The sequence below is a fragment of the Ruegeria sp. AM7 genome (assembly GCF_056535965.1).
Genome location: NZ_JBQFJE010000003.1, coordinates 1,771,269 through 1,784,224, shown reverse-complemented (window position 1 = coordinate 1,784,224; position 12,956 = coordinate 1,771,269). Strand labels below are relative to the sequence as shown.

Genomic DNA, 12,956 nt, shown 5'->3' with positions numbered 1-12,956 from the left:
TGAAAAGCCCCGCCAATTTGGCGGGGCTTTCTTTAGATCTTATGGGATCAGTGGGCGTGGCCCTTGTCCCAGTCTTCCTGCTTGGGCAGCTGCTCGAACGTGTGTTCGGGCGGCGGGGTGGGCAGGGTCCATTCCAGCGTATCCGCATATTCGTTCCACGGGTTGTTCCGCGTTTCCTTAGCGCCACGGAACAGGGCGTAGAACACGATGCCGAAGAACAGCAGGAACGAGGCGAACGAGATGAACGCACCAATCGACGATACAAAGTTCCACTGGGCGAATGCCTCGGGATAGTCGATATAGCGACGCGGCATGCCCTGACGACCCAGGAAGTGCTGCGGGAAGAACGTCAGGTTAGCGCCGATGAAGAACATCCAGAAGTGGATCTTGCCCCAGAACTCGGAATACTGACGACCGGTCATCTTGCTGAAGTAGAAGTACACGCCTGCAAAGATCGCGAACACAGCCCCCAGCGACATCACGTAGTGGAAATGAGCAACCACGTAGTAGGTGTCGTGATAGGCGCGGTCAATACCGGCCTGCGACAGAACCACACCGGTCACACCGCCGACGGTGAACAGGAACAGGAAGCCAAACGCGAACAGCATCGGTGTCTTGAACTCGATGGAACCGCCCCACATGGTCGCAATCCACGAGAAGACCTTAACGCCTGTCGGAACCGCGATGACCATCGTGGCCAACATGAAGTAGGCCTGCTGACGCAGCGACATGCCGACGGTGTACATGTGGTGCGCCCACACGACAAAGCCCAGAACACCGATCGCGATAATCGCCCAGACCATCGGCAGATAGCCGAAGATCGGTTTGCGCGCGAAGGTCGCTATCACGTGGCTGATGATGCCGAAACCGGGCAGGATCACGATATACACTTCCGGGTGGCCGAAGAACCACAGAATGTGCTGATACAGGATCGGATCGCCGCCACCGGCCGGATCAAAGAAGGTGAAGCCAAAGTTGCGGTCCATCAGCAGCATGGTGATTGCGCCTGCCAGAACCGGCAGGGACAACAGAATCAGCCACGAGGTGACGAAGATCGACCAGCTGAACAGCGGCACCTTGAACAGGGTCATGCCCGGGGCACGCATGTTCAGGAAGGTGGTGATCATGTTGATCGCGCCGAGAATCGAGGAGGCGCCCGATACGTGTACGGCAAAGATCGCAAGGTCCATGGACATGCCGCCCTCGGTCGTGGACAGCGGCGGATACAGAACCCAGCCAACACCCGAACCGAGCTGATCGTTACCACCGGGGCTGAGCAGCGAAGCCACACCCAGCGACGTACCAGCGACGTACAGCCAGAAGGACAGGTTGTTCATCCGCGGGAACGCCATATCAGGCGCGCCGATCTGCAACGGCATGAAATAGTTGCCAAATCCGCCGAACAGGGCCGGGATGACTACGAAGAACATCATCAGAACACCATGGTAGGTGATCATCACGTTCCACAGGTGACCATTCGGGGTACACGGATCAGCCATGAACCCTTCGAGGCACATATACTGCACACCGGGGTGCATCAGCTCGAGCCGCATATAGACAGTCATCAAAACCGAAATCAAACCGGCCAAAGCCGAGAAGATCAGGTAAAGAATCCCGATATCCTTGTGGTTGGTCGACATGAACCAGCGCTGGAAAAAGCTGCGCTCGTCTTCATGATCATGACCATGAATGGCTGCGTCTGCCATTAGGTGCCTCCTGTTACAATTCTACCGCGCAGCCGAAAGTCTCCGACGCGCGGGATTCCTGCTGGTTTTAGATTGCGAATGGGGCGCCTTCAATGGTCGAGTTTGATCTGGATCAAGAATAATTGTCGCGGGTCGCGGGGCCACTCGCTTATTTTCGACCAAAATCAGCTGTTAGCTGGGTATCACGTCAGGATTTTCAAGGGCTCGGCCTTGGGTTTCAATTCGTCGCTTGACCCGCGCTGGGGCGCACAGCAGAACTGGTGTCGATATCGCGCTTGGAGAACAAACATGACCGCTTACGATACCGACAACATCTTCGCCAAGATCTTGCGTGGGGAAATCCCTTCGACACGTGTGTACGAGGATGACGAGAGTTTGGCGTTCATGGATATCATGCCTCGGTCTGACGGGCATTTGCTGGTGATCCCAAAAACTCCGTGCCGCAATCTTCTGGACGCGACGCCTCAGCAGCTTGCGGCAGTCATCGCAACAGTTCAAAAGCTATCGAACGCTGTGGTGAACGCATTTGAGGCTGATGGCGTCACCGTACAGCAATTCAACGAAGCCGCCGGAGGGCAGGAAGTCTTTCACCTACATTTCCACGTTCTGCCACGTCACGAAGCCGTGCCGTTGCGTGCGCCGGGAAAAATGGGGGATTTCGATCTGATCGCGCAGCATGCCGAAAAGATCAAAGCCGCATTGGGTCAATAAATCGACCGAGGAACTGCAAGCGTCTGACCGTAGAACAAAACCGTCGCTGGAATAGAATTGCCGTTCCGATTTGGGGTCGGAACGGCAGACTCGTTACCAAGAACTTTTCCGATGCACTGGGGGCTTCCGGTGCTGACCGGTTAACACACCACTCACTCTAGAACGGTGAATACACCTTACTCTTGAAACGGTCTCGTGTATTCAGTTGAGTGGTTTTTGGGTAAATTTTAGCTTTTGCACCGGGCTACGCCCTAAAGATCAAACTTCTTTTGGAAACAGAGACTCTGTCACGATACGGATTGTTCGCGATCTTCCCAAGTATTGCGCGATTCGCGTCTCTATGGGATTGGCGCGATCGGCTCGAACACGCGAGCAAAGGTTTTTTGCAGCGCAATGTCCACGTCAGCTGTTGTAACGGGCAGCCCTAGATCGACCAGCGAGGTGACGCCGTGCTCACTGATGCCGCAGGGAACGATGCCTGAGAAGTGTTCGAGGTCGGGTTCGACATTGATCGAAATACCGTGAAAGCTAACCCATTTGCGCAGGCGCAACCCAATGGCGGCAACCTTATCTTCGGCAGGTTGACCAGTCGGGGTCAGCGGTTTGTCATCCCGACGCACCCAGACACCAACACGCCCGTCGCGGATTTCACCGGTGACATTAAACTCGGCCAAGGACGCGATAACCCATTCCTCAAGCTGCTTTACAAAGCGCCGCACGTCCTTGCCGCGCTTGTTCAGGTCAAGCATCACATAAGCAACCCGTTGGCCAGGGCCATGATAGGTATATTCGCCGCCCCGCTTTGCCTCGTAGACAGGGAACCGGTCGGGATCGGTCAGATCACTTGCTTTGGCCGAGGTGCCAGCCGTGTAAAGCGGCGGGTGTTCCAGAAGCCAGATACACTCATCCGCGTCGCCGGCTGCGATAGCCGCAACGCGCTTTTCCATAAAGGACAAAGCCTCGTCATAGTCGGTCAAACCGTCTGTGATCTTCCATTCCATGAGGGCCTCATACCCCGCAGACGAAGCGTTGAAAAGAGGTCAGGCGGCCTCGGTCAGGCACCGCTGTAGTACTTGGGAATAGGTCTCGGAGCCCTGAGCGCCTGTTAGCAAGTATTTACCCCCAAAGACCATGGATGGCACGCCCGAGATTCCACGGCTGGTCCAAAACTGCTGCTTTTCGCGTACCGGCCCCACATGCGCACCCGATGCAAGCGCTGCCTGTGCTGCGTCACGATCCAACCCTACAGCTTGCACCGCATTCAGCAGTACCTCGGTGTCTGATACATCCAGGCCATCCGTGAAATAAGTTTTGAACAGCGTTAGTTTCAGCGGGTGTTGTTTGCCCTGTGACTCAGCCCAATCCAAGAGTTGGTGAGCTGCGAATGTGTTAACGATCCGGCTGTCGTCGTTGAAGTTAAAGGTAAAGCCAAGTTCGCCCCCGATTTGAACCAAGCGCTCGCGGGCCTGTTGGCTTTGTTCCGCCGTCGAGCCGTATTTCTCGGTTATGTGCTCGCGCAGGTTTTGGCCCTCGGGGGGCATATTCGGGTTTAACTCGAACGGGTGCCACCGGAGGCGTGCCAGAACGTTTTCCTGTTGCAACGCGATGTCCAATTGCCGAAATCCCACGATGCACCAGGGGCAGACCACATCTGATACGATATCCACCTGAATGACGGGGCGTGGGTCTGGTGTGGTCATGTCGGAGGGCTCCTGTTCAGGGCGATATGCAAAGAATTCACCGGTACAGATATGAGCAGAAAAAAGGAATTCAATCCGGCGTGTTTTTGAGTCTTCACATCCCGTTCCGCACCGTCTATACGCCCCTTTACCAAGTCACATACAGTGCGGTCGTGGCGGAATTGGTAGACGCGCAGCGTTGAGGTCGCTGTGGGGTAACACCCGTGGAAGTTCGAGTCTTCTCGACCGCACCATCCCCCCTCAGATGTCAGTCTTTTCTTAAAGAAACCTTGTGTAGAGATGCACCAGTTCGGACCGGACTGTGCAAACCTCTATTTCCTGTCTCGCCCGTGAGGCTAGGGATGTGTATGAGTCGGAGGCTAGACCATTCGGGAAAGGTGCAGATGTCTCAGGCCATTACCGTCTTCACGACAATGAAAAACGAAGGCCCCTATATGTTAGAGTGGGTGGCCTTCCATAAATCCCTTGGGGTGGAACACTTTGTGATCTTCACCAACGCCTGTGAAGATGGCACGGACGACATCGCGCGCAGGCTTCAGGATCTGGGCATTGCCACACACGTTCCCAACGAAGTGAAAGAAGGCGGGAACCCTCAGCATCAGATGTTGCGGCGTGCGCGGCGCCAACCCAAGGTCAAAGAGGCTGATTGGCTGTTGTGCCTCGACGTGGACGAGTTCTGGAACATCAGATGCGGTGATAATGGATTCGGGGCTTTGATCGCCGAGGTTGAGGACAGGGCTGGTCAGCCCGTCGATGCTATTTCGTTTGCCTGGAAGCTATTCGGCAGTTCAGGGAATATCAGCTTCGAAGATAAACCGGTGACCGAGGCGTTCTCGATGGCGGATCAGCCTTATCCGTACCATTCGGGTCGGGCGTATGGCCTGAAAACCCTGTTTCGAAACAATGGAAAATTCACGCGTTTTGGGCCGCACCGCCCAAAAGGGTTCGAAGACGAAGCGGCGGCCGACATTGCGTGGTCGGATGCTGGTGGCAAGCTGTTTCCGGCGGATAAGGTGGGGTGGCGAGCCTGGCGGGGGTTTGACCATTCGCTTGGGCGCTTGCACCATTATTCGGTTCGGTCTTTGGACGGGTTCCTGATCAAGCGTGATCGGGGAAGAACTAACCATATCCGCGTGGACCAAGGGCAATCCTATTGGACGGACATGAATGCCAATAAAGAGGTCGACCAATCAATCCTGCCTGCCGCTCGCAAGTCTGCTCCGGTTCTTGGACAACTGAAAGCGGATCCTGAATTGAACAGGCTGCACCAACAGGCCTGCGACTGGCATCGGGCCAAGATCGCGGAAATCAAGCTGCGCCCCGACTGGGTCGAGTTTCGCGGCTGGCTGGCTGAGAACCTGATCTGATAGCCATGGCGGACGACCTTTCAAAAGAACAGCTTCAACCCGAACATCCCGAGCGTAAGACGGGGTATGAGCGGATCCTTACAGATCCGCCGCCACCGTGGTTTGTCGAGCTTTACCCGGGTGGAGACGGAACGGGGTTCTTGCAGAAACTCGACCGTCATTCGATCCTGTTTCACCAACGCTCGGCGTCACAACTGGTGATCAGCTTTGACAATATCGCTAACGCCAACGACCTGTCTTTTGCGCGCGAACCCTGGGGTTGGAAGTTCTTCCGGGATGAAGGGTGGTCGCATATGGGGGTCTTTGCGCGCTCTAAGGCGTGGTACCGCGATCCTGAAATCATCGGATATTTTCAGGGTAAGGCGGCCGAAGGCTTCTTTGACAGGTTCGACAAGGTTGTCTTTGCCGGGGCGTCAATGGGCGGGTTCGGGGCGCTGACCTTCTCCGCTCTGGTGCCCGGCGCGACGGTTATTGCCTTCAATCCTCAGACCTCGTTGGATGAACGTCTTGTACCTTGGGAAACCCGATACCGGTTTGGTCAGGTGCAAGATTGGGATTTGCCACTGGGGGATGCTGCGCAAACGGTGGCAAGTGCAGGTCGGGCCTACGTTTTCTATGATCCGTTCTTCGACCTTGACCGACGGCAGGTCGAACGGCTGCAGGGCGACAATGTTTTTCTACTAAAAACGTGGTTTTCAAACCATTTTGCCGCGCCGATGTTGCGCAAGCTGGACATCCTGAAACCTGTTATGCTGGGGGCGATGGATGGATCGTTAGAGCCCGCGGCTTTTTACAAGATGATGCGCGCGCGTCGCAGGCTACCGATGTTTATGCGGGGCATCGAGGGTATGGCAGGCGACCGTCATGACATGTTGGTTCGGCAAGCGCGTCAGCGGTTTCGCAGGCTTCGCCGGGCTGCAATGGCTGCGGCAGACGACGCATCATGAGCGCTGCGCGTGGTGTCTTCATCGGTCAGCGCCGCGACCGTATGGGTGCGCGCTTACTGATGATGCTGACCTGTATCCGCCTGGCCGAGGATTATGGTACCGACTACCGTGTCAACTGGTTCCCGCAGGGGGCGGACGCGCCAGAGTTGGACTACCCGCACGAGCTGTTCACGCAAGAATGGCTGGATGTTCATTTTGCAAACGCCGACGACTTTGACGCGCTGAGCAAAGACGCCAAACCGATCTGGGCATTTCAAAGCGATGCAACCCCGGACAAGTTGATCGCGCATCTCGACGCAGGCCGCTCGGTGCTTGTGGAAGAAGGGTTTGAGGTGCTCGCCTTCCCGTGGGAGGATATCGAAGCGATCCGCCCGCGCTATCGTGACTTCATTCACCGGATTGGCTTCACGGATGAACTCCGAAAGGTCATGGATCGGGCAGATGAGCGGTTATCGGGGCAGGGGGTTTCAGCCTATCATATCCGGCGTGGTGATATCCTGAATGGCCTACCGTGGAAGCACACGACCTGGCCTGCCAAGATCGAACCCGAGGAGTTCTACGAGGCGCATCTTGAAAAAGCGGCTGGTCGTGCGGCGATCATGTTCTCGGACCAGCCAGAACTGATCACGCGGTTTCAAAGGCGGTTTCCGAACCTGTTGCAAATGTCGGATATCGCGGACGTCTCGGGCATGACACGGGCACAGCGCGACTTTCTAGAGCTTTACACGATGTCGCGCGCAGATCAGGTGGTCGCACCCGTAATCAGCGCCTTCTCAATGGCGGCCGCGCGCATTTCAGGGCGACAGCGCAAAGTGTTTCGCGACGTCCTGACCGAGGGCGAGATGTCCGAAGCCTATGAGGCTGCGATTACCCGATTGAAAGGTCCATTGGACAAGTTTTTGAACCCGTCCGAGGCGGCGCATATCTATTCCAAAGTGTTATTCCACTTTAATCGCCTGAATGCCGAAGATCGTACTAAAGAGGCGTCCAGCTTGGGCGATAAGCTATTACACGCAGGCGCCGATAACGCATTCCTACCGCTTTTGCAGGCCCTGAACCTGTTCTACCAAGGACAATGGGATGCCGCTTTAGGACTTGTGGACGCTGTCTTGCAGGATCCAAATGTGTGGCCCGAAGACCATGCCGTTCTGTGCGCTCTTAAGGCTGCTGCGTTGGGTGAAAAACGCAAGCGTTGGCAGGCGGCGCAAGCGTTCAGCCAGGGATTTTGGGCAAAGCCGATCCGGCCCGACGTTTTGGTGTTTGGGTCGAGGGTGGTGTACCGGGATCACATTTCACTTCGGCTGTTCCCTCCGACCGATTGGGAGTTGCAGAAGGTTATTCGCAGGCCATGGTTCAACTTCAACGCTCACGTTGCACAACGAAAAGTCCTCGTACGGTTGCCATGTAACTTCGATTTTCTGCTTATGGACTGGTGGGATTTGTCGCTGGACCAGAAAGCCCGCAGATTGTTCAGCAGCACACCGCGGTTGCAGCGCCTTGTGGATGGTCTTGCCCGCATGACGGATTTTCCGAACACAGACGTCCGAGTGCAGAGCTTTCGAACCGTGCTGAGCGTGCATACAGGGGAAATCACCGCAACCAAAGCGGTCGACTTGATGCGTCGCGTTGTTGCCGAAGCGCCCGAGAACCCTTTGTATCACAAACGACTGGCCGGGCTCTTTGAAGCCGAAGGAGACGCGACCAACGCACGTCTCGCAATGGCAGATGCATTAGCTTGTGATCCAGGTAACCTGTTTCTTGTCTTTGCGATGGGGCGCTGCCTTGAACGGATTGGCGCAACAGAACAAGGGCACAAACAGATTATTCAAGCCGCAGACATGGACAAGAACACGGCAGCTATTCAGGGCGAAGCCGGGCGCATTCTTCTGCAAAGGGGCGACAGGAAAGCGGCCCGGCTTTATTTGCGGGCTGCGAAAGACTTGTGTCCGGCATATCAACGCTTTTCCAACCAACTGCAGCGCGCAGGAGGAGGAGCCTCTTGATTTTGCTTGGTTACACTCGGAATTGAACGTAGGAAGTTTGTAAGATCAAAAATGATATGTTCAGCCAGAACAAGGTATCGACAGGGCGATTGGGACACCCAGGAATGAGCGACGAAGAATCACGGTTTATCAGCATCACCCCCATGAAAAACGAGGGGCCCTTCGTGCTGGAATGGGTGGCGCATAATCGGGCGATTGGCGTTGATCAGATCGTCGTGATGACCAATGATTGCACCGACGGTACAGATGCTTTGTTACAGAGGCTTGATGAGATGGGTGTGGTGACCCATGTCGACAACAACTCTCGTCGCCGGACAAGCCCGCAAAAGCGCGCTTATAACGCGTTTCTTAAGATGGAGATTGCACGCCCGCAGGACTGGGTGATCGTGATCGACGCGGATGAACATATCAACGTCAAGACGGGCGACAACACTCTGCGTGCGCTGACACAGGCTATTCCGGATGCCAAAACGATTTCGATGACATGGCGGTTGTTCGGAAATGCGGGAATTGTCCGATATGAAGATCGGTTCCTGTCCGATCAGTTCCGCAAAGCCGCGCCCGAAAGGATTATCCGCCCGCCACAGGCATGGGGCTTCAAGACGATGTTCCAGCGCGGGCTATGGGACGCGCTGGGCGTCCACCGGCCGAAACGCGCGACCGTCGAAACGATGGAAGAGTGTCACTGGTACAACGGTTCTGGCCAGAAAATGCCCGAGCATTACTATGACAAAAGCTGGCGGTCGACACGCGCGTCTGTTGGGTATGAATATGTTCAACTTAACCATTATGCCCTTAAATCCTGTGAAAGTTATCTGGTCAAAAAGATGCGCGGGCGGGCGCACCACTTGGGCGAGAGTCTGGGTCTGGAATATTGGAACATGATGAACCAGAACGCGACGACCTGCACATCCATTGACGCTGTTCTGGAGCGTAAGCGCGCGCTGTATTACGAGATGCTGGCTGACCCGGAAATCGCGCGATTGCACCACATGTCTTGTGATCTCCACAGGCAGCAGATCGCGCAGCTACGCGAGCAGCCTGAAATGCAAGAGTTGATGCAGCAAATGACGTCTGTCTCGGCCGAGAATACGGCCTCATGATGCAGTTGTATCCTGACGCCGGAGACATATGATGCTGTGGCTGCATTTGGGTATGCCCAAAACCGGAACAACAGCGCTGCAGGGGTTCTTGCGCGGCAACCAGCCCGTCCTTGATCAGATCGGCTTGCGTTACATGGAAACCGGCCGACGCAGGCTGGACGGTAATCCTCGACTTGCGATCAGCCATAACATCATCGCGTTCCACATGAACCAAAGCGATCAGCCAATGGATCCTTTCCGGGCAGGGATGACCTCGGAATTTGATGCGCATTCAGGGCAAACCTGTGTCGTGTCATCCGAGATGTTCTATTCCTGCGATTTCGAGAAGCTGGCGCAGGTCTTTGCTGAAATTCCGGCGCGCGACCTGCGAATTGCATTTTACTGCCGCCGGTACTCGGATTTTTTCGAAGCCGATTACAAACAACGCGCCAAGAACGGACGCTTACCCGTTGTCGGTACTGATTACATCCGTTCCCAATTGTCCCAAATTGAAGCGGACCCTGCAGCCTTTAGCTTCACGTCGCGGGTTGAGCAAATCCGAAAGGCGTTTCCAGGCGTGACGATTGTTCCCTCGGTGTATGAGCGCGAGCAGATGACCAATGGCCATGTCGTGGACGATTTTCTGTCGCGGATCGGAACGCCATTGCCAGAAGGATATGCTACAGGGTCACCATCCAACCCGTCGCAATCGCGCGCCGCCAGCGAAGCCTTTGGGGTCGTCACGCGGGCGCTGGGGCGCAAGAAAAGTCGCCAGATCAGACGATTGATATCCGAAGACCCCGTCATGGTGCGGCGCCACGATGTTTTGGAGCCGGACGAACGGGAATGGTTGGATACCCTTATGTCAAAGCAGGATGTTGCGTTTCAGCAGGAGTTCTTTCCCGATGCGCCGCAGGTGTTCGCACCGAAACAGCTCAACGCGAGCGAACTTGAGTTCCGCCGGGACACTCCGCAGGAATATCAGGCGTTCAGCAAAGCGTCCGAGATCGTCTTTCGAATGGCGCTGGAGAGCTGATCGCGACCTAATCCAGCTCAATTTCCTGACGCTGGCGTCCGGTCGTCTTGTCAAAAATCAGAATGCGGTTGTCATTTGTCACGACGGCGTACCAGTTGCTGCCGATTGTCAAAGCTTGGGCCTTGGCGCCATCGGGCAAGGCGATCTCGTCAGGAAGGGTGGGGGTTCTGTCCGTTAGCCGGATGACAATCAGTGCGAATGTCACTAGAACGCCGCCAATCATCACCGCGGTCAGCAGCATGACCATCCGCCGCAGCAGTCGAATCTGCGGCGTTTCCAGCGGTTCTTGAGGTTCGGAAGGGACAGTCATGGGCACTCGCCAGATTGAATTTCACATCGCGGACGATCCGCCGCCTCGTCTTGATAAGGCGCTTTCGCGTGATGTTCCACCCGAGGAAAACCTGTCTCGCACCCGTTTGGGCAAATTGATCGAAGAGGGCGCTGTCCTGATCAACGGGTCCGAGGTGCGCGACCCCAAGGCCAAGGTGTCCGCCGAGGCGGTTGTGGTGATCACAGTAGCCGAAGCCGAAGACAGCCATATCGGCCCCGAGGATATCCCGCTGGACGTCGTTTACGAAGACGCCGATTTGATTGTTGTGAACAAGCCCGCAGGCATGGTGGTGCATCCGGCCCCGGGATCGCCCAGCGGAACTTTGGTAAACGCGCTGCTGCATCATTGTGACGATGACTTGTCCGGTGTCGGGGGGGTAAAGCGCCCGGGGATCGTACACCGGATAGATAAGGAAACCAGCGGCTTGCTGGTTGTTGCTAAATCGGATGCTGCACATCATGGGTTGGCGGCCCAATTCGAAGCCCACAGCGTCGAGCGTTATTATCGTGCGGTGTGTTACGGTGTACCCGACGCAAACGACCCGCGTTTGCGTGGCGTAAAGGGCGTGAGTTTTGAGCCCGGCAATGTCATGCGTCTGACTACGCAACTGGCGCGACACAAAACCGACCGTCAGAAACAGGCCGTTCTGTTCCACGGAGGCCGCCATGCGGTGACACGGGCTCGGTTGGTTGAAACTTTTGGCACTCCGGCTGGTTTGGCGTTGATTGAGTGCTGGTTGGAAACGGGTCGTACGCACCAGATTCGCGTGCACATGGCCCATGCGGGCCACGGTCTGGTTGGCGATCCGGTCTATGGCGGTAAGCGTAAACTGGCCGCTAAGGCGTACAGCGCGGAAACCGCAGAGCTTGTTCGTGCGTTCCCGCGACAAGCGCTGCACGCCGCTGTTTTGGGTTTCGAACACCCGGTTTCGGGCGAAAACCTGCGGTTTGAAGCGGATCTGCCCGCCGATATGGAAATTCTGATTGAACAGCTGCGCAAGCCGTTGTCATAATGCGCAAACACCTGTGAGTAACACGTTCTTTTCTTTCCTTTATCAATCGTTAATCCCAAACTGTTAACGGTACCTCTTGAACGGATGGGGATGACCTCCCATATCCTATGTTAACAACTTAAACATTTGTCGGAGGGACATGAATTATGGCAAATTACGCAAATCTCCCCGCGCCGACGCCGGAAGGCGGACTGAACCGCTATATGCAGGAAATTCGCAAGTTTCCCCTGCTTGAGCCAGAAGAAGAGTACATGCTCGCCAAGCGCTGGGTTGAAGAGCAAGATACTGAATCGGCTCATAAAATGGTCACGTCGCACCTGCGTCTGGCGGCCAAGATCGCCATGGGCTATCGCGGCTATGGTCTGCCGCAGGCCGAGGTGATTTCCGAGGCCAATGTCGGGCTGATGCAGGCCGTCAAACGGTTCGACCCGGAAAAAGGGTTCCGTCTGGCGACCTATGCGATGTGGTGGATTCGCGCCTCGATTCAGGAATATATCCTGCGGTCGTGGTCGCTGGTGAAACTGGGCACGACCTCGGCGCAGAAAAAGCTGTTTTTCAACCTGCGCAAGGCCAAGGCACGTATCGGCGCGCTGGAAGAAGGTGACTTGCGCCCCGAGAATGTCGCTCAGATCGCCAATGATCTTGGCGTTACCGAAGCGGAAGTCATCAGCATGAACCGCCGGATGTCCGGTGGCGATGCCTCGCTGAACGCGACCGTTGGGTCCGAGGGCGAAGGCACCATGCAATGGCAGGACTGGCTTGAGGATGAAGACGCCGATCAGGCAGGCGACTATGAGGCGCGCGACGAGCTGGACGCTCGGCGTGAACTGCTGGCGGCCGCGCTGGAGGTGCTTAATGACCGCGAGAAGGACATTCTGACCCAGCGCCGCCTGATGGATCAGCCTGTGACGTTGGAAGAACTGAGCACGCAGTATAACGTCAGCCGCGAACGCATTCGTCAGATTGAGGTACGAGCATTCGAAAAGCTGCAAAAGAAAATGCGCGATCTCGCGCGTGAAAAGGGAATGCTGGGCCAGATGTAATCAGGCCGGTATGAATAA

12 protein-coding genes and 1 tRNA gene are annotated in these 12,956 nt (G+C 56.0%); 9 read left to right on the top strand and 4 right to left on the bottom strand.

The features are described from left to right. Positions 1–47: 47 nt before the first annotated feature. Positions 48–1,706, bottom strand: coding sequence for a cytochrome c oxidase subunit I (gene ctaD, locus ACR3EG_RS12835; RefSeq protein ID WP_170352822.1), 1,659 nt, complete (start codon positions 1,704–1,706; stop codon positions 48–50). A gap of 288 nt (positions 1,707–1,994) precedes the next feature. Between ctaD and ACR3EG_RS12830 the strand changes: the two genes are divergently transcribed. Continuing rightward, positions 1,995–2,417, top strand: a complete 423-nt coding sequence (locus tag ACR3EG_RS12830; protein WP_209196575.1) for an HIT family protein — start codon at positions 1,995–1,997, stop codon at positions 2,415–2,417. 338 nt (positions 2,418–2,755) lie between these two features. Here the strand turns inward: ACR3EG_RS12830 and lipB are convergent, their stop codons facing one another. Beyond that, positions 2,756–3,418, bottom strand: coding sequence for a lipoyl(octanoyl) transferase LipB (gene lipB, locus ACR3EG_RS12825; protein WP_170750673.1), 663 nt, complete (start codon positions 3,416–3,418; stop codon positions 2,756–2,758). Between the two features lie 39 nt (positions 3,419–3,457). Continuing rightward, on the bottom strand, positions 3,458–4,117 hold the full coding sequence (locus tag ACR3EG_RS12820) for a DsbA family oxidoreductase (RefSeq protein WP_480496244.1): 660 nt from the start codon (positions 4,115–4,117) through the stop codon (positions 3,458–3,460). A 146-nt stretch (positions 4,118–4,263) separates the two neighbouring features. On the opposite strand from ACR3EG_RS12820, the gene ACR3EG_RS12815 reads away from it, so the two are divergent. The 6 genes from ACR3EG_RS12815 to ACR3EG_RS12790 all read left to right on the top strand — a co-directional run bounded on the left by ACR3EG_RS12815 (position 4,264) and on the right by ACR3EG_RS12790 (position 10,552). Beyond that, positions 4,264–4,350, top strand: a tRNA-Leu gene (locus ACR3EG_RS12815). 150 nt (positions 4,351–4,500) lie between these two features. Next, positions 4,501–5,484, top strand: a complete 984-nt coding sequence (locus ACR3EG_RS12810) for a glycosyltransferase family 2 protein (protein ID WP_480496242.1) — start codon at positions 4,501–4,503, stop codon at positions 5,482–5,484. 5 nt (positions 5,485–5,489) lie between these two features. Next, positions 5,490–6,431, top strand: a complete 942-nt coding sequence (locus tag ACR3EG_RS12805; protein WP_209196571.1) for a hypothetical protein — start codon at positions 5,490–5,492, stop codon at positions 6,429–6,431. Then, on the top strand, positions 6,428–8,434 hold the full coding sequence (locus ACR3EG_RS12800) for a hypothetical protein (RefSeq protein WP_480496240.1): 2,007 nt from the start codon (positions 6,428–6,430) through the stop codon (positions 8,432–8,434). Before ACR3EG_RS12805 ends, ACR3EG_RS12800 begins: the two co-directional genes overlap by 4 nt. Before the next feature lie 104 nt (positions 8,435–8,538). Continuing rightward, positions 8,539–9,537: a glycosyltransferase family 2 protein gene (locus ACR3EG_RS12795; protein WP_480496238.1), complete on the top strand. Its 999-nt coding sequence runs from the start codon at positions 8,539–8,541 to the stop codon at positions 9,535–9,537. 31 nt (positions 9,538–9,568) lie between these two features. Beyond that, positions 9,569–10,552 (top strand): hypothetical protein, encoded by a 984-nt coding sequence (locus ACR3EG_RS12790; protein WP_480496236.1) that lies wholly within the window; start codon positions 9,569–9,571, stop codon positions 10,550–10,552. A 7-nt stretch (positions 10,553–10,559) separates the two neighbouring features. Here ACR3EG_RS12790 and ACR3EG_RS12785 read toward each other — a convergent pair whose 3' ends face one another. Beyond that, positions 10,560–10,862, bottom strand: coding sequence for a DUF6476 family protein (locus ACR3EG_RS12785; protein ID WP_480496234.1), 303 nt, complete (start codon positions 10,860–10,862; stop codon positions 10,560–10,562). Between ACR3EG_RS12785 and ACR3EG_RS12780 the strand changes: the two genes are divergently transcribed. Continuing rightward, positions 10,861–11,895: an RluA family pseudouridine synthase gene (locus tag ACR3EG_RS12780; protein ID WP_480496232.1), complete on the top strand. Its 1,035-nt coding sequence runs from the start codon at positions 10,861–10,863 to the stop codon at positions 11,893–11,895. The genes ACR3EG_RS12785 and ACR3EG_RS12780 overlap by 2 nt on opposite strands. Positions 11,896–12,041: 146 nt before the next feature. Beyond that, positions 12,042–12,938, top strand: a complete 897-nt coding sequence (gene rpoH, locus ACR3EG_RS12775) for an RNA polymerase sigma factor RpoH (protein ID WP_480496230.1) — start codon at positions 12,042–12,044, stop codon at positions 12,936–12,938. Positions 12,939–12,956: the final 18 nt, after the last annotated feature.

Coding starts and splice junctions, on each gene's coding strand:
- ACR3EG_RS12780 (WP_480496232.1), top strand. CDS start 10,861: ATGGGCACTCGCCAGATTGAATTTCACATCGCGGACGATCCGCCGCCT.
- ACR3EG_RS12805 (WP_209196571.1), top strand. CDS start 5,490: ATGGCGGACGACCTTTCAAAAGAACAGCTTCAACCCGAACATCCCGAG.
- ACR3EG_RS12785 (WP_480496234.1), bottom strand. CDS start 10,862: ATGACTGTCCCTTCCGAACCTCAAGAACCGCTGGAAACGCCGCAGATT.
- ACR3EG_RS12830 (WP_209196575.1), top strand. CDS start 1,995: ATGACCGCTTACGATACCGACAACATCTTCGCCAAGATCTTGCGTGGG.
- ACR3EG_RS12790 (WP_480496236.1), top strand. CDS start 9,569: ATGCTGTGGCTGCATTTGGGTATGCCCAAAACCGGAACAACAGCGCTG.
- lipB (WP_170750673.1), bottom strand. CDS start 3,418: ATGGAATGGAAGATCACAGACGGTTTGACCGACTATGACGAGGCTTTG.
- ctaD (WP_170352822.1), bottom strand. CDS start 1,706: ATGGCAGACGCAGCCATTCATGGTCATGATCATGAAGACGAGCGCAGC.
- ACR3EG_RS12800 (WP_480496240.1), top strand. CDS start 6,428: ATGAGCGCTGCGCGTGGTGTCTTCATCGGTCAGCGCCGCGACCGTATG.
- ACR3EG_RS12810 (WP_480496242.1), top strand. CDS start 4,501: ATGTCTCAGGCCATTACCGTCTTCACGACAATGAAAAACGAAGGCCCC.
- rpoH (WP_480496230.1), top strand. CDS start 12,042: ATGGCAAATTACGCAAATCTCCCCGCGCCGACGCCGGAAGGCGGACTG.
- ACR3EG_RS12820 (WP_480496244.1), bottom strand. CDS start 4,117: ATGACCACACCAGACCCACGCCCCGTCATTCAGGTGGATATCGTATCA.
- ACR3EG_RS12795 (WP_480496238.1), top strand. CDS start 8,539: ATGAGCGACGAAGAATCACGGTTTATCAGCATCACCCCCATGAAAAAC.